This is a genomic window from Streptomyces sp. NPDC107522 (assembly GCF_055657525.1).
Map to the genome: position 1 here is coordinate 39266 of NZ_JBVKAU010000020.1, position 15826 is coordinate 55091.

Sequence of the window (15826 nt, forward strand, 5' to 3'; positions counted from 1 at the left end):
AGGGTTGCCGGTCCGGTAGGAAATTCTTTACGAGTCCCCGTCGGACGTCGCGTCGTCGTCACCGTCGTGCGAGGCGAAGTCGCCCGCCACGGACAGCTGCTCGCCGCCCGCCGTGGCCGTCATCGCATAGCTGTCGTCCTTGGCGTCCCGGCCGCCGCGCTCATGGTCGTACTGCCCCGCGAACACCCACTCGCCCTCGCGGACCGTACGGCCCTCCTTGAGCACCCAGGTGTAGACGACGAAGCCGTCCTTCTCCTCGACCGTCAGCGTGAAGTCGTCCTCCGGCAGGGAACGCCAGGCGCCGGTCGAGGTGACCCCGCCGGTCTGGGCGACCTTCAACCGCACGGTGAGCGCGGTGAGTTGCTCGCTCGTCTTGAGGGTGAGATTGCTCTGCGCCCAGAAGTCGTTGCTGTGCGGGTCCACCGAGCCGTCCGACCACAGCGGGCCGTCCTCCTCGCCCTGGGCTGCGGGCGGCTCGGCCGGGGCGGTCGGCTGCGCCGGCTTCTCGGCCGTCTCGCGGGACTTCGGTGTGTCCTTGGGCGTCGGGTCGGCCGGCGGGGCGGGCGGGACCGGGGCGCGGCTCGTCGCGTCCGGCGACGGGGTGGGCGTCGGCGACGTGGCCACCGTCTGCTGCGGGGTGTCCTCCTTCACGGCGGACGCCACCGCGTAACCGCCGACCGCGAGGACACCGGCCACCGCGGCAGTGGCCGTCGCCACCCGGAACCAGCCGTACACCGGGGGACGGGTCGCCCGGTGGTCGCGGCGGGCCTGCCCCGACGGATCCGCCATGCCCCGCTCGACGCGGGCCAGGATCCGCTCCCGGTGGGGCTCGTGCGCCTCGGCCGCCTCATGCAGCTTGGCGCGCAGTTCGTCGTGCACGTCCCGCCGCATCATCGGTTCCTTCCTGCGGCGTTCCCGGTGCGGGCCATCGCCGCCGCGTGCACCTTGAGCGGAGCGCCCTGCGTCCCGAGCAACCGCTGCAGCTCGGCCATCCCCTTCGAGGTCTGGCTCTTCACCGTACCGACCGAGACGCCGAGGGCGAGCGCGGTGTCCTTCTCGGAGAGGTCGAAGGCGTGCCGCAGCACCACACAGGCGCGTTTGCGGAACGGAAGTCTACGCAACGCCTCCTGGACGTCGACGACGCCCGCGACGTCCGGGTTCTCGGCCTTCTCCTCGCGCTGCGACCAGAACAGGGCGATCCGCCGCCGCTCCCGGACCGCGCTGCGGATCCTGGTGCGGGCCAGGTTGGCCACGACCCCGCGCGCGTACGCCACCGGGTGGTCGGCCGCCCGTACCCGGTCCCAGCGGTGCCACAGTGCCAGCAGCGCGTCCGCCGCCAGGTCGTCGGCGGCGTCCGCCTCGCCCGTCAGCAGATGGGCCAGGCGCGACAGTTCGGCGTAGTGGCGCTCGAAGAAGGCGTGGAACTCCACGGAGGCGGCGTCGTCGACGACTGTGCCCACGGGCGACCCCTCCTGCCTGTGCGTGTCATGTGAATGACATGTGTTTGTCCGGAGATCATCCGGGCGAGATGCGGAAGCGTAGCAGCGATCGAGCACTTGGTTCGTACGAGGCTTCGAACATCGTGTGGCAGGCCGTACGTTGAGCGGCGCTGATTCCGTAACACGGAGAAAACCTGAAACGGGTTCAACGCGGGAACAATCCAGCCAGCATCCGCACACCGATCAATCAGGCACCAAGGAGCAACCGCCATGTCCGAGTCCCAGAAGGTGGCCGACCGGTCAGATGCCACACCACCGGGCGTGAACAGCGTCGACCGGTTCTTCAAGATCTCCGAACGGGGGTCCACCTTCGCCCGTGAGATACGCGGCGGCTTCGCCACGTTCTTCACGATGGCCTACATCCTTGTCCTGAATCCCATCATCCTGGGCAGCGCGAAGGACAAGTTCGGCCACCAGTTGGATGCGGTCCAACTCACCACCGCCACCGCCCTGGTGGCCGCGGTCATGACGATCATCATGGGCGTCGGCGGCAACCTGCCGCTCGCCCTCGCCGCGGGCCTCGGCCTGAACGCCGTCGTCGCCTTCCAGATCGCCCCGCTGATGTCCTGGGACGACGCGATGGGCCTGGTCGTCCTCGAAGGCCTGCTGATCTGCGCGCTCGTGGTCACCGGTCTGCGCGAGGCCGTCATGCACGCCATCCCGCAGCCGCTCAAGCAGGCGATCAGTGTCGGCATCGGCCTGTTCATCGCCTTCATCGGCTTCGTCGACGCCGGGTTCGTCAGCCGTATCCCGGACGCCGCGAACACCACCGTGCCGGTTCAGCTCGGTGGTACCGGCCAGCTCACCGGGTGGCCGATTCTCGTCTTCTGTCTCGGTGTTCTGCTGACGATCGCCCTGCTCGCGCGCAAGGTCAAGGGCGCCATCCTCATCAGCATCGTCACCATGACGGTCGTCGCGATGATCATCAACTCGATCGCCGACATCAAGGCCTGGGGCCTGACCACGCCGGCCTGGCCGGACAAGGTCGTCGACACCCCGGACTTCGGACTCATCGGTGACTTCAGCCTGTTCGGCGCGTTCGGCGAGACCACGGCCATCACCGTCGTCCTGCTGATCTTCACGCTGGTCCTGTCCGACTTCTTCGACACGATGGGCACGGTCGTCGGCATCAGTGCGGAGGCCGGTCTCCTCGACGAGCAGGGCAAGGTGCCCAACCTCGGCCAGGTGCTGCTGATCGACGGTGCGGCGGCGGTCGCGGGTGGCGCGTCGTCGTCCTCTTCCGCGACGTCCTACATCGAGTCGGCGGCGGGTGTCGGTGAAGGTTCGCGCACGGGCTTCTCGAACCTGGTCACCGGTGGTCTGTTCGGGCTGGCGCTGTTCCTGACGCCGCTGCTGACGATCGTCCCGCTCCAGGCCGCCGCCCCGGCCCTGGTGGCGGTCGGGTTCCTGATGATGACCCAGGTCAAGCACATCGACTGGGACAAGTACGAGATCGCCATCCCCGCGTTCCTGACCATCGCCGTGATGCCGTTCACGTACTCCATCACCAACGGCATCGGGGCCGGGTTCCTCGCCTACGTCGTGATCAAGACGGTGCTGGGGAAGGCGAAGGACATCCACTGGTTGCTGTGGGGGACCTCGGTGCTGTTCCTCGTCTACTTCGCGATCAACCCGATCGAGCAGGTTCTGGGCGTCAAGTAGCCCTACTTCTCGAGTGCCGCCTCCATGACCTTCTGGGCGACGGGGGCGGCCAGTCCATTGCCGCTGACCTCCGAACGTGCCGCGTCCGACTGCTCCACCACCACCGCGACCGCGACCTCCTTGTCCCCGGACTTCGCATACGACGTGAACCAGGCATACGGCGTCTTGCTGTTGTTCTCGCCGTGCTGGGCCGTGCCCGTCTTGCCGCCCACCGTGGCGCCGGAGATCTGGGCGTTCGTGCCCGTGCCCTTCTCGACGACCGTCTGCATCGCCGACTGGAGCTGCTCGGCCGTGTCGGAACTGACGATCTCCTTGGTGCCGGCGTTGTCGTCGTAGTTCTCCAGGACGTTTCCGCCGCCGTCGGTGATCTGCGAAACCATGTGCGGCGAGACCAGCTTGCCGCCGTTGGCTATGGCGGCCGACACCATGGCCATCTGCAACGGGGTCGCGGTGACGTCGAACTGGCCGATGCCGGACAGCGCGGTCTGCGCCTTGTCCATGTCCGTCGGGTACACGCTCTCGTACGCCCGCACCGGCACGTCCTGCTCGGCGTCGTTGAAGCCGAACTTCTCCGCCATCGCCCGGACCTTGTCCTGGCCCAGGTCGACGGCCATCTTCCCGAAGACGTTGTTGCAGGAGTACTGCAGGGCCACCCGGATCGAGGCGTTCTCACAGGGGGCGGACGGGTTCTCGTTGGTCAGCTTGCTGCTCGACTGCGGCAGCGGGTACGGGTCCGGGCTGACCGTCTTCTCGTCCACCGAGGAGACCAGGCCGTCCTCCAGCGCGGCCGCCGCGACGACCAGCTTGAACGTCGAACCCGGCGGCAGCGGCTGGCGCAGCGCGCGGTTCGTGAGCGGCTTGTCGGCGTCCTTGGTCAGCTGCTTCCAGGCGGCCGAGTCGCCCGTCGTGATCGTCGACGGGTCGTACGACGGAGTGGAGACGACCGCCAGGATCTTCCCGGTGGCGGGGTCGATCGCGACGGCGGCGCCCTTCTTGTCGCCGAGCGCGTCGTACGCCGCCTTCTGCACATCGGGGTCGATCGTCGTGATCACGTTGCCGGGGTCGGACCGCTTGTTGGTGACGGTGTCCAGCACGCTCTTCAGGCGGTTGTCGGTGCCGTCGAGCAGGTCCTGGTAGATGCCTTCCAGCTGGGTGGCGCCGAACGCCTGTGAGCTGTACCCGGTGACGGCCGCGTACAGCGAGCCTTCCTTGTACGTCCGCTTGTACGCGAGGTCGCCGCTCTTCGTCCGCGCCGAGCCGGTGACCGCCTCGCCGCCCACGACGATGTTGCCGAGCGGCTCGCTGTACAGCGCGATCGCATTCCGCCGGTTGTCCTTGTCGTCCGCGAGGGCCCGGCCTTCGTAGAACTGCACCCAGGTCGCCCTGACCAGCAGAGCGAGCACGAGCAGCAGCGAGAAGACGGACGCCCGCCTGATCGTCTTGTTCATCCCACTCGGGACGACGATCGGGATGGGGGCAATCGTTCCCTTGCGCCCCGTTTTCTCATCGAGCGTTCATGAAGCCCGCCTCGTACGCGGCGATCACCGCCTGCGTACGGTCCCGGGTGCCGGTCTTCGCCAGGACCGCCGCCACATGCGACTTCACGGTGGCCGGACCGACGTCCATCCGCCGTGCGATCTCCGCGTTGGTCAGACCCTGCGCCATCAGCCGCAGCACCTCGCTCTCGCGGCACGTGAGCCTCGCCACCCAGGGCGGCGGCGCCGGGTACGCGCGCGCGTGCTCGGCCGCGAGGCTGCGTACGGCCGACGGGAACAGCAGGGTGTCGGTGCGCGAGACCAGCCGTACGGCCTGGACCAGCGCGTCCGCCTCCGCCCGCTTCAGCAGGAACCCGGCGGCTCCGGCGCGCAGGGCGTCGTACACGTACGAGTCGTTCTCGAAGGTGGTGACCACGACGATCCGGGGCGGGTCGGTGAGCGTGGCGAGGATCTGCTCGGTGGCCCGGATGCCGTCGATCTCGGGCATGCGGACGTCCATGAGGACGACATCGGGTCTGCGGTCCCGCACGACCGCCACCGCCTCGGCACCGGTGGCCGCCTCGCCGACCACCTCCAGGTCCGGCTCGGCGGAGAGGATGGCGCGCAGGGCGCTGCGGACCATGCGTTCGTCGTCGGCGAGGACGATCCGGATCGTCATGCGGGTCCCTTCATGGGCAGTCGTACGTGCAGCCGCCACGTCCCCTGGGCGGCGCCGGCCTGAGTCGTCCCGCCCAGCAGCCGCGCCCGGTCGGCGATGCCCCGCAGGCCGTGGCCGCCGCCGGGCCGGCACTCGGGGGTGCGGGCGACGGGATTCTCGACGGTGATCTCCAGGTGCCCGTCGGCCACCGCGGTCCGCAGCCCCACGGTCACCCCGTCACCGGCGTGCTTGAGGGCGTTGCTCAACCCCTCCTGCACGATGCGGTAGGCCTCGCGGGAGACGACCGGCGGCAGGGTGTCGGGGTCGGCCGTGAGCGTGGCCTGGACCCGCAGCCCGCTCGCCCGGGTGCGGCGCAGCAGTCCGTCGAGGTCGGCGGCGAGGGTGGGCGCCGGGGCCGTACCGGGAGCGTCGCCGTCCCTCAACACGCCCAGCACGGCGTCGAGTTCGCCGACGGTGCGCCGGGTCGTGTCCTCGATCGCGGCGAGGGCCTCGCGGACGAACTCCGGGTCGGTGTCCAGGACCCGGCGGGCCGCGCTCGCCTGGAGGGTGACGGCGCTGAGGGCATGGCCGACGGAGTCGTGCAGTTCGCGTGCGAGCCGGTTGCGCACGGCGAGGTCGGCGGCGCGCGCCTCGGCCGCCGCGAGCCGGTCCTCGGGGGTCGGCCCGAGCAACGCGGGCGCCCAGCGGGCGAGAAGCGTCCCGGAGGCGGCCGCGCAGCCGGCGAGTGCGACCAGCGTCGCCACTCCGGCGACCGGCGCGAGCGCCAACACCCAGGTGTGGTCGAGGGCTTCGGGCAACTCGACACCGGTGTGGCCCAGCCAGGCCAGCATCGGCAGGGCGACGAGGAACCCCGCGAACGGCGGCACCGCCAGCGACATCCCGGAGATGATCCCCCCGAACCCGAGATGCAGCGTGAACCAGGCCGCCGTACGCCCCTTCGCGCCCCGTGTCCGGGCCGGCCCGTAGGCCAGCCGGTCCCGGTCGACCCCGCACAGCCACCTGACGGCGCCGGCCTCCAGCGGCCGGGTCAGCGGGAACAGCACGGCGGTGACCGCGGCGAGGGGCAACCCGAGGGCGAAGGAGAGGAGTTGGAGGGAGAGGTCGTTGAAGACGTATCGGGAGTCGGTGGCGGGATTGACGACCAGTTGGCCGACGAAGACGTACGGCATGGCGAGCGCGCCGCCGATGATCAGATGCAGCCATCGGCGACGCGCCTGCCGGCCGAACAGGAGCCGGACGAACTCGCTCACGCGGTACGACGATTCCGGCACGCGGCGCGCTCCGCGAGGAAGTGGACGCCGAGGCAGGCGACGAGGATGCCGACGATCATCTCGCCAGCGTAGGCGAGGTTCATCAGCTGTGTCGGGGCGTCGGCCACCTCGGTGAGCGAGGCCAGCGACAGCCAGCCCGCCCAGCAGACCATGGCGGCGGAGCCGACCCAGGCGAGGGCCAGGGGAAGCCTGACGGGCAGAGCCCGGCCGCGCCGGAAGGCGAGGAGGACGCCGCCGGTGACGGCCATGGCGAGGAACACGGCGTACAGGACCTCCATGACGTAGAAGTCGCTGGTCCGGTCGGCGATCCGGGTGTCGTTGAGCCCCGCGGTGCTGCCGCACGCCCACAGCACGTGGGCGGTCAGCGGCAGCAGCGCGAGTACGGCGGCCGCGACGGCGACCGCCCGCTGGGCCGCACCGATGACACCGACCGGAAGCTCCCAGACCCGCCCCTCCCACAGCCGGCCCCAGCGATCGTGGGCGTACAGCACGAACAGGGCGCCGAGGGTGAGGCCCTGCACGATGAACCCGGTGTAGACGACCCCGAAGACCCAGGCGTCGAGGAACGGCCTGCCGGCGTCGTCGGAGTCGTCCATGGTCCCGCCGAGCGCGTTGACGACGAGCTGGACCGGGAACCCGGCCATGAGCGGCGCGAGCAGCCCGGTGGCCACCCACGCGGGGAAGGCCAGCAGCCACGCGGGGAGCCGCAGCCCCCACGGCCGGGTCAGCACCAGCGCGAGCACGATCACGGCCCCGTCCATGAGGACGGTGATGCCGTTGGCGACGACCATGGTGCCCCGGTGCTCCAGCAGCGAGCTGCCGTCCGGGATCCCGATGCGGCTCCCGGCGATCCAGGCGATCTTGAGCGCGAGGTACGGCACGCAGGAGGCGACGGCGACGGCCCTCAGGGCACGGCGGGACCGGCTGGGACCGACGGCGCCTTCGTCGGTCTCCGGAGCGGGAGCGAGTGTCTGCGTCATACGTCCACGCTCCCGCGAGGAGCCGGGCGGGCACGTCGTGCACGGCGACGATCCGTCTCCGCCGGACGGGGGAGACCGATCGTTTCGCAGGGGGAGACCTGCCTCAGAGCCTGCGCGTCGCCAGCGTCAGCCGGTCCCGGGCGTCGAACAGGGCGTCCTTCACCATCTGTTCGTGGGCCGGCGTCAGGCGGGCCACCGGGACCGAGCAGCTGATCGCGTCGCGGGCCGGGGTGCGGTACGGGATCGCCACGCCGAAGCAGCGCAGCCCCAGCGTGTTCTCCTCGCGGTCGACGGCGAAGCCCTGCTCGCGGACCTGGTGGAGCTCCTCGATGAGCTTCTCCCGGTCGGTGATCGTGTTCTCGGTCAGCGCGGGAAGCGTCTCCGGGAGCATCTTGCGGACCTGCTCGTCCGTGTACGTGCTCAGCAGCGCCTTGCCGAGGGAGGTGGAGTGGGCCGGGAGGCGGCGGCCGACCCGGGTGAAGGGGCGCAGGTAGTGCTGGGACTGGCGGGTGGCGAGGTAGACGACGTTGGTGCCGTCGAGGCGGGCCAGGTGGATCGTCTCGGTCGTGTCGTCCGAGAGGCGGTCCAGCGTCGGGCGGGCCGCCGCGACCACCTCGTCGCCGTCGATGTAGGAGGTGCCGACCAGCAGTGCCCGCACCCCGATGCCGTACCGCGTGCCCGTCGCGTCCGTCTCCACCCAGCCCAGCTCGACGAGTGTGCGCAGCAACATGTAGAGGCTGGACTTGGGGTAGCCGACGGCCTCCTGGACCGCCGCCAGGGAGTGCATACCGGGGCGTCCGGCGAAGTATTCGAGCAGTTCAACCGTCCGTACCGCGGACTTGACCTGCGCCCCGCCGCCCGTCTCGCCAGCCGACATCGCCCTTGACCCCTTCGTTCGACGGGAAATAGTCTCCACAGCATATTCATCATCAGAGACAGCGTTCAGTATATCGAACGAGCCTGGTGAATGACCCCGTACTGCGGCATGACATGTGTGGAGGGACCCGCGGTGGCAGCAGCACCAGTCTGGAGTGTCGACCCCCGAACCGGGAAGCAGCGTGAACAGGTTGCGGTGGAGGCCACAGCCCAGGAGGTGGACACCGCCGTCCGCGCCGCGCACGACGCGCGCGGCTCCCTCGCCGACCGGACCGTCCGCTCGGCCTTCCTGCGCACCGCCGCCGACAGGCTCCAGGCCGCCAAGGACCAGCTCGTCGAGGCCGCCGACGCCGAGACCGCGCTCGGCCCGGTCCGCCTCACCGGCGAACTCGCCCGCACCTGCTACCAGCTGAGGGCCTTCGCGGACATCGTCGACGAGGGCGCCTTCCTGGACGTCGTCATCAACCACCCCGACGACACCGCGACCCCGCCGATCCCGGACCTGCGCCGCTACAAGGTGCCCCTCGGTGTCGTCGCCGTCTACTCGGCCTCCAACTTCCCCTTCGCCTTCTCCGTGGCCGGCGGTGACACGGCGAGCGCGCTGGCCGCGGGCTGCCCGGTCGTCGTCAAGGCCCACCCCGACCACCCGGGCCTGTCCGAGCTGGTCGCTCACGTGCTGCGTACGGCTGCCGCCGCGCACGGCATTCCGGCCGGCGTCGTGGGTCTCGTGCATGGCTTCGAGGCCGGCATCGAGCTGATCAAGCACCCGCTGGTCGCCGCCGCGGGCTTCACCGGTTCCGTGAAGGGCGGCCGTGCGCTGTTCGACGCGGCGGCGGCGCGGCCGGTGCCGATTCCGTTCCACGGCGAGCTGGGGTCGCTGAACCCCGTCGTGATCACCGAGGCCGCGGCGGCCGAGCGGGCCGAGGCGATCGGCACCGGGCTCGCGGGTTCGATGACGCTGGGCGTCGGGCAGTTCTGTGTGAAGCCGGGGCTGGTGCTGGTGCCGTCCGGTGCGGCCGGTGACGGGCTGGTGAAGTCGCTGACCGACGCCGTGAGCGACACCGAGGCGGGGGTTCTGCTGGACCACCGCATGCGGGACAACTTCCTCGCCGGGGTCGTCGAGCGCGCCGAGCTGCCGGACGTGGAGTCGCCGGTGACGCCGGGGGCGGGCGGGGAGCACACGGTCAGCGCGGGGTTCCTGACGGTCGCGGCCGAGAAGCTGGCGAGTGAGGGGGCGTACGACCTTCTTCTCGAGGAGTGCTTCGGGCCGGTGACCGTGGTGGTCCGGTACGACGACGACGCGCAGGCGCGGGCCGTGCTGTCCCGGCTGCCGGGCAACCTCACGGCGACGGTTCATCTGTCCGCCGAGGAGGCCGCCGGTGAGGGCCGGGGCGCGGAGATTCTGGCGGAGCTGACGCCGCTCGCCGGGCGAGTGCTGGTGAATGGGTGGCCGACGGGAGTTGCCGTGGCGCCGGCCCAGCATCACGGTGGGCCTTACCCGGCGACGACCTCGACGTCCACGTCGGTGGGCGGTACGGCCATCGAGCGGTGGATGAGGCCGGTTGCCTATCAGGGGGCGCCTGAGGCCCTGCTGCCGGCGGAGCTGCGGGATGACAACCCGTTGGGGCTGCCTCGTAGGTTCAACGGGCGTCTGGAGCGGTGACGCTCCGCGGGATTCGCCGTAGGGGTGCGGGTGCGTTGCTGGGTACCGGTCGGTTGTGGCTGGTCGCGCCCACGCGGCGGTAGCCGCATATCAAACACAGCCCCGCGCCCCTATGGGGCGTTGCAGATCCGGGCGCTTTCAAGGTGCTGCGGAAGATCTACTGAGACACTGTGGCGATGGACGTGGAACTTCCCGAACTGCCTTTCCCCCTCCGTACCTACGGGCCCGACGGGCACTGGGCCTACGAAGACGGCATCCTCTCCGGATGGGCCGGCCCCCGGCAGGACCGGTTCGTGCCGCCCACCGGGGAGGCCCTGGACCCGGCCTCCGATGCGCCGCGGCTCTTGGGGGCTCCCGAAGGTGACTTCCAGCTGATAGCCCGTGTCACCGTCGGGTTCGCCGCCGCCTTCGATGCCGGAGTGCTCTACGTCCATGTCGGCGACCGCGCCTGGGCCAAGCTCTGTCTGGAGTACTCGCCGGATGTGCCGACCGTGTGCACGGTGGTCACGCGGGGGCACTCCGACGACGCCAACTCCTTCACCGTGGACGGCAGTTCGGTATGGCTCCGGGTGAGCCGGACCGGCCGGGCCTTCGCCTTCCACGCCTCCCGTGACGGCAAGCGGTGGACCTTCGTCCGCCTTTTCACGCTGGGCGACGAGAAGGAGAGCGACGCCGCCCTGGTCGGGTTCATGACGCAGTCGCCGATGGGGGAGGGGTGTGTCGTGACGTACGACCATCTCGAGTTCAGGCCGAACTGGCCGAAGGACCTGCGAGACGGAAGCTGAGCAGGCCGGTCAGCGCGAGCAGGGCCGCGCTGATCCCCACGCTCAGCCGCATCCCCGCCACGAAACCGTCGGAGACCAGCGCCCCGAACACCGCGATGCCCAGCGCACCGGCCATCTGCCGCGCGGCATTGAGGACGCCGGCCGCAAGGCCCGCCCGTTCGGCGGGTACGGCGTCCATCATCGCCGCGGTCAGCGGCGGCACCGTCAGGGCGCAGCCCAGCGCCATGGGGACGAGGAGCAGGGCCACCACGACCGCGGGCGTGCCGGTGTCGACGTAGAGCGTCGCGAGCAGTCCGGCGACGGCCAGGCCCTGCCCCACCAGCATGGGCAGCCGCGCACCGTAGCGGCCCGCGAGCTTGCCCGCCACCACGTTCGTCACCGCGATCAGGCCCGTCATCGGCAGGAACATCAGGCCTGCCTGCAGTGCGGAACGGCCCTGCACCTGCTGGAAGAAGAGCGAGAAGACGAACACCATGCTGTAGAAGGCCACGCTCACCGCCGCCCCCGCGGCCACCGTCACCGCGACGGTCCGGTTGCGGAAGAGGCCGAGCGGGACGACCGGGTGCGGTCGGCGTGCCTCGATCCGGAGGAACGCGACGGCGGCCACTACAGCCACCGCCAGTGCCGCCCAGCCCGCCGTCCCGCCCTCGATCACCGCGAAGGTGAGGGCCGTGAGCGCCACCACCGCCGTCACCTGGCCGGGCAGGTCCAGCGGTGCCGGACGGCACTCCGAGCGTGGCGCCCGGATCAGCAGCGCGAGGATCAGCGCACCGATCGGGAGGTTGACGAAGAAGATCCCCCGCCAGTCCCAGGCCGTGGTCAGCGCACCACCCGCCACCGGACCCAGCGCCACCGCCACCGAACCGCCCGCCGCCCACACGGCCACCGCGCGGGCCCGCCGTGCCGGATCGGCGTACGCCTGCCGCACCAGCGCCAGCGAGGCCGGCAGCACCACGGCGGCCGCCACACCCTGCACCACCCGTGCGCCGATCAGCGCGGGCAGGTTCGGCGCCAGGCCGCAGGCCGCCGAGGCGAGCGTGAAGACGGTGGTGCCGAGCGCGTACGCGCGGCTCGCCCCCGCCCGGTCCGAGAACGCCCCGGTGGACAGCATCAGCGCGGCGAAGGCGAGGGTGTAGGCGTCCACCACCCACTGCAGGCCGGACATTCCGCTGCCGAAGGACGAACCGATCGCGGGCAGGGCCACGTTCACCACGGACGCGTCGAGGCAGACCAGCGCGAAACCGAGGAGACCGGCGGTGAGGGTCAGGGTGGGGGAGGCCTTCCTGGGCCCCCTGGGCTTGCCTTGCTCCGACTCGGTTCCGCCGTGGGCGAGTTGAGTGCCGGTGCGTGTCTCGTTCGTGGACATGCCTCCATGCTGCGGATCTCCGCCGCCGTACAGTAGTGGCCGGAATGCCATGTCCCCGGAGGTTCTGGCCATGCCCCAGTCGCGTGCCCCGCACCGCATCGCCGTCGTCGCGCCCTCGCCCGTGTCGATGTTCAACCTCGCCATCCCGGAGATGCTGTTCGGCAAGGTCGAGGTGGACGGGCGGCCCGGCTACGAGGTCGTCATCTGTGCGGCAGAGCCGGGGCCGGTGCCCACCAGTGGCGGGCTCGACCTGTACGTACGGCACGGGCTCGACGCCGTGCGGGAGGCGGACACCGTGCTCGTCGCGGGGACCGGGGAGCCCTTCGAGCCGGAGTCGCGGATCGTGACCGCCGTCCGTGAGGCGGCCGACGACGGCAAGCGGATCGCGTCGCTGTGCACGGGCGCGTTCCAACTCGCCGAGGCGGGGCTGCTGCACGGACGCCGGGCCACGACCTACTGGGCGCACGCCGAGGAACTGCGCCGCCGCTACCCGCACGTCGACCTGCGCGGCGATGTGCTGTACGTGCAGGACGGACCGTACGTGACCTCCTCCGGGTACGCCGCCGGCATCGACCTGTGCCTGCACGTCATCCGCACCGACTACGGCGCCGCCGTCGCCAACGAGGTCGCCCGGCGTGCCCTCGTCGCGCCCGTACGGCCCGGCGGCCAGACCCAGTTCACCCAGACCCCGCTGCCGCCCGAGCGCGGCACCGCCTGCGCCGACACCCGCGGCTGGGCCATGCGCAACCTCGACAAGCCGCTCACCCTCACCGACCTGGCCCGCCACGCCGGCGTCAGCGTCCGCACCCTCACCCGCCGCTTCCACGCCGAGAGCGGGGTGAGCCCGCTGCAGTGGCTGCTCCACCAGCGCATCGAGCGCGCCAAGGAACTGCTGGAGACCACCGCCCTGCCCATGGACCAGGTGGCCCGCGCCTGCGGGCTGGGCACGGCCGACTCGCTGCGCGGGCATCTGGTCCGGCGTACGGGGCTGACGCCGAGTGCCTACCGGGCGCAGTTCAGCCGGCTCGGAACCGGGGCGCCCGGGGCCACGTCCTCCGTTGCATGATCAGTGACCGAGTGGTCGGCAGCCGGGTGATCCGCACCGTCCTGCCCGCCGAGGCGGAGGCGGTCGTCGCCCTGCACGCGCGTGCCCGGGCGACGTACTACCCGGACGGGATCCCGGACGACGGCACCGACTGGACCGCCGCCTGGCGCGGCGTCATCGAGCGGCCCGACGGCCATGTGCTGTGCCTGGTCGAGCAGGGCCGCATCCTCGCGATCGCGTCCTTCCGCGCACCCGAGGACGCCCCCGCCGGCACGGTCAAGCTCTTCCAGTTCCACGTCGACCCCGACCACTGGGGCCGGGGCGTCGGTACGGCCCTGCACGCGGCCTGCGTGGAGCAATGGCGGGCCGACGGCAAGCGCAGGGCCGTGCTCGACGTGCACGTGGACAACCGGCGTGCGCAGAACTTCTACGTCGGCCGGGGCTGGTACCCGGACCCGGAGAACCCGCCCGCCGAGGGGGACCATCACCTGTTCCTGTGCTTCTCCGTGGCCGGGGAATGAACCCGGCTGCTTGAACGTTCACGTACGAGAGCGGAGAGAGCCTCCGCATCCGTACGACCTGGAGAGAGCCACAGACATGCGCGTCGAGATCTGGAGCGACATCGCCTGCCCCTGGTGCTACGTGGGCAAGGCCCGCTTCGAGAAGGCGCTCGAGGCCTTCCCGCACCGCGACCAGGTCGAGGTGGTGCACCGCTCGTTCGAGTTGGACCCGGGGCGCGACAAGGGCGACGTCCAGCCCGTGATCACCATGCTCACCAGGAAGTACGGCATGAGCGCGGCGCAGGCCCAGGCCGGTGAGGAGAACCTCGGCGCGCAGGCCGCCGCCGAGGGCCTGGAGTACCGCACGAAGGGCCGCGACCACGGCAACACCTTCGACCTGCACCGCCTGCTCCACCTCGCCAAGGAGCACGGCAGGCAGGACGAGCTGATCCAGATCCTCTACCGGGCGAACTTCGCCGAGGAGCGGTCCCTCTTCACCGAGGGCGACGAGCGGCTGGTCGAGCTGGCCGTCGAGGCCGGCCTCGACGCCGACGACGTCCGCAAGGTCCTTGCCGACCCTTCCGCCTACGCCGACGACGTCCGCACCGACGAGCGCGAGGCCGCCCAACTCGGCGCGACCGGCGTGCCGTTCTTCGTCCTCGACCGCAAGTACGGCGTCTCCGGCGCCCAGCCCGCCGAGGTCTTCGAGCAGGCGCTGACGCAGGCGTGGGGCGAGCGCTCGCCGCTGACGCTCATCGACGGCGGAGCCGCCGCACCCGGTGACGCGGACGCGTGCGGGCCCGACGGGTGCGCGGTGCCGCAGCGCTGAGCTGGTGAAAGAACACGCAGGTCGAGGGCGATCTATAAGCGTTCCTTAGCGAAACCACGTAAAGATTCGCAATGGACCAATAGGTGTTCAGGGCCCACAGTGGAGCCATGGAGACCTTCGAGAGCCTCGTCCGTGCCGAGTTCGCGTCGAAGAACGTCTATCTCAACACCGCGAGCAACGGTCTGCTGCCGGCCCGCACCGTGACCGCCCTGGACCGGGCCGTCCGGATGCGGGCCGAGGGCACGCCGCTGGGCCCGCTCTACGAGGACGTGGAGGCCGTGCGCGCCTCCTTCGCCCGGCTGGCCGGCGTCCCCGTCGCGCGGGTCGCGACCGGGGCCTCGGTCGCCGAGTACGGCGGGCTGATCGCCGCCTCGCTGCCCGCAGGGGCCGAAGTCCTCACCGCGGAGGCCGACTTCGCCTCCCTCGTGAACCCCTTCCACATGCGCGGCGACCTCAAGGTGCGCGCCGTCCCGCTGGAGCGCCTCGCCGAGTCGGTCCGCCCGGACACCGCCCTGGTCGCGGTCAGCGCCGCGCAGTCCGCCGACGGCCGGGTCGCCGACCTGCCCGCGGTGCGCGAGGCGGCCCGGACGCACGGGGCGCGCACCTACGTCGACGCCTCCCAGTCGGCCGGTTGGCTGCCGCTGGAGGCCGGTGAGTACGACTTCCTCGCCGCTGTCGGCTTCAAGTGGCTCATGGGCCCGCACGGTGCCGCGTTCTGCGTCGTCCCCGAGGACTTCGGCGGGCTGACGCCGCTGCTCGCCGGCTGGGTCGCCGGGGAGGTCCCCTGGGACAGCTGCTACGGCCCCGTCGAGGACCTCGCCCACTCCGCACGGCGCTTCGACATCAGCCCCAGCCTCTTCACCTACGCCGGGCTGCGCACCTCCCTGGAGCTGATCGAGGAGCTCGGCGTGGCCGCCGTCCAGGCCCACGACCTCGCCCTGGCCGACCGCTTCCGGGCGGGCCTCGCCGGCCTCGGCCACGAACCGGTGCCCTCACCGGGCTCGGCCATCGTCTCCGTCCCCGGACTCGGCCACCGCCAGCCCGAGCTGAGCGCGGCCGGCATCGAGGTGTCCAACCGCGCGGGCAACCTGCGCGCGGCCTTCCACCTCTACAACACCCCCGAGGACGTCGACCGGTTGCTGGACGTCCTGTCTGCCTGAACCACTGGCGCGGGCCTCGCGAGGACGCTAGGAAAG

General features: G+C 71.2%; 15 protein-coding genes. 7 read left to right on the forward strand and 8 right to left on the reverse strand.

Annotation, left to right across the window (positions count from 1 at the left end):
* Nucleotides 1-27: 27 nt before the first annotated feature.
* Both ACZ7L6_RS37860 and ACZ7L6_RS37865 read right to left on the reverse strand, forming a co-directional pair.
* Nucleotides 28-894: a hypothetical protein gene (locus ACZ7L6_RS37860; RefSeq protein ID WP_471932079.1), complete on the reverse strand. Its 867-nt coding sequence runs from the start codon at nt 892-894 to the stop codon at nt 28-30.
* Nucleotides 891-1460 (reverse strand): SigE family RNA polymerase sigma factor, encoded by a 570-nt coding sequence (locus ACZ7L6_RS37865; protein ID WP_471932081.1) that lies wholly within the window; start codon nt 1458-1460, stop codon nt 891-893. The genes ACZ7L6_RS37860 and ACZ7L6_RS37865 overlap by 4 nt, the downstream gene beginning before the upstream one ends.
* Before the next feature lie 249 nt (nt 1461-1709).
* Between ACZ7L6_RS37865 and ACZ7L6_RS37870 the strand changes: the two genes are divergently transcribed.
* Nucleotides 1710-3161, forward strand: coding sequence for an NCS2 family permease (locus ACZ7L6_RS37870; RefSeq protein WP_471932083.1), 1452 nt, complete (start codon nt 1710-1712; stop codon nt 3159-3161).
* Nucleotides 3162-3163: 2 nt separating this feature from the next.
* On the opposite strand, the gene ACZ7L6_RS37875 is transcribed toward ACZ7L6_RS37870, so the two are convergent.
* From ACZ7L6_RS37875 to ACZ7L6_RS37895, 5 genes are all read right to left on the reverse strand, one after another.
* Nucleotides 3164-4609 (reverse strand): peptidoglycan D,D-transpeptidase FtsI family protein, encoded by a 1446-nt coding sequence (locus tag ACZ7L6_RS37875; protein ID WP_471932085.1) that lies wholly within the window; start codon nt 4607-4609, stop codon nt 3164-3166.
* A gap of 55 nt (nt 4610-4664) precedes the next feature.
* Nucleotides 4665-5315, reverse strand: coding sequence for a response regulator transcription factor (locus ACZ7L6_RS37880; protein WP_471932087.1), 651 nt, complete (start codon nt 5313-5315; stop codon nt 4665-4667).
* The gene (locus ACZ7L6_RS37885) at nt 5312-6565 is read right to left on the reverse strand and encodes a sensor histidine kinase (RefSeq protein WP_471932089.1); all 1254 of its coding nucleotides are present in this window, start codon (nt 6563-6565) and stop codon (nt 5312-5314) included. Before ACZ7L6_RS37885 ends, ACZ7L6_RS37880 begins: the two co-directional genes overlap by 4 nt.
* Nucleotides 6562-7566: a hypothetical protein gene (locus tag ACZ7L6_RS37890; RefSeq protein ID WP_471932091.1), complete on the reverse strand. Its 1005-nt coding sequence runs from the start codon at nt 7564-7566 to the stop codon at nt 6562-6564. Before ACZ7L6_RS37890 ends, ACZ7L6_RS37885 begins: the two co-directional genes overlap by 4 nt.
* A 103-nt stretch (nt 7567-7669) precedes the next feature.
* Nucleotides 7670-8443: an IclR family transcriptional regulator gene (locus ACZ7L6_RS37895; RefSeq protein ID WP_037743746.1), complete on the reverse strand. Its 774-nt coding sequence runs from the start codon at nt 8441-8443 to the stop codon at nt 7670-7672.
* Nucleotides 8444-8575: 132 nt separating this feature from the next.
* On the opposite strand from ACZ7L6_RS37895, the gene ACZ7L6_RS37900 reads away from it, so the two are divergent.
* Nucleotides 8576-10105, forward strand: coding sequence for an aldehyde dehydrogenase (NADP(+)) (locus ACZ7L6_RS37900; RefSeq protein ID WP_471932093.1), 1530 nt, complete (start codon nt 8576-8578; stop codon nt 10103-10105).
* Between the two features lie 176 nt (nt 10106-10281).
* A complete protein-coding gene (locus tag ACZ7L6_RS37905) occupies nt 10282-10890 on the forward strand; it encodes a DUF1349 domain-containing protein (RefSeq protein ID WP_471932095.1) in 609 nt (202 codons plus the stop codon).
* On the opposite strand, the gene ACZ7L6_RS37910 is transcribed toward ACZ7L6_RS37905, so the two are convergent.
* Entirely contained in the window at nt 10850-12256 is a 1407-nt protein-coding gene (locus tag ACZ7L6_RS37910; RefSeq protein WP_471932097.1) for an MFS transporter, read from the reverse strand. The two genes, ACZ7L6_RS37905 and ACZ7L6_RS37910, sit on opposite strands and share 41 nt — an antisense overlap.
* A 70-nt stretch (nt 12257-12326) precedes the next feature.
* Here ACZ7L6_RS37910 and ACZ7L6_RS37915 point away from each other — a divergent pair, with 70 nt between their 5' ends.
* From ACZ7L6_RS37915 to ACZ7L6_RS37930, 4 genes are all read left to right on the forward strand, one after another.
* On the forward strand, nt 12327-13322 hold the full coding sequence (locus ACZ7L6_RS37915) for a GlxA family transcriptional regulator (protein WP_471932099.1): 996 nt from the start codon (nt 12327-12329) through the stop codon (nt 13320-13322).
* Nucleotides 13319-13822: a GNAT family N-acetyltransferase gene (locus tag ACZ7L6_RS37920; RefSeq protein ID WP_471932101.1), complete on the forward strand. Its 504-nt coding sequence runs from the start codon at nt 13319-13321 to the stop codon at nt 13820-13822. Before ACZ7L6_RS37915 ends, ACZ7L6_RS37920 begins: the two co-directional genes overlap by 4 nt.
* A gap of 76 nt (nt 13823-13898) precedes the next feature.
* Nucleotides 13899-14630, forward strand: a complete 732-nt coding sequence (locus ACZ7L6_RS37925) for a DsbA family oxidoreductase (RefSeq protein WP_471932103.1) — start codon at nt 13899-13901, stop codon at nt 14628-14630.
* A gap of 107 nt (nt 14631-14737) precedes the next feature.
* Nucleotides 14738-15790: an aminotransferase class V-fold PLP-dependent enzyme gene (locus ACZ7L6_RS37930; RefSeq protein ID WP_471932105.1), complete on the forward strand. Its 1053-nt coding sequence runs from the start codon at nt 14738-14740 to the stop codon at nt 15788-15790.
* Nucleotides 15791-15826 lie beyond the last annotated feature (36 nt).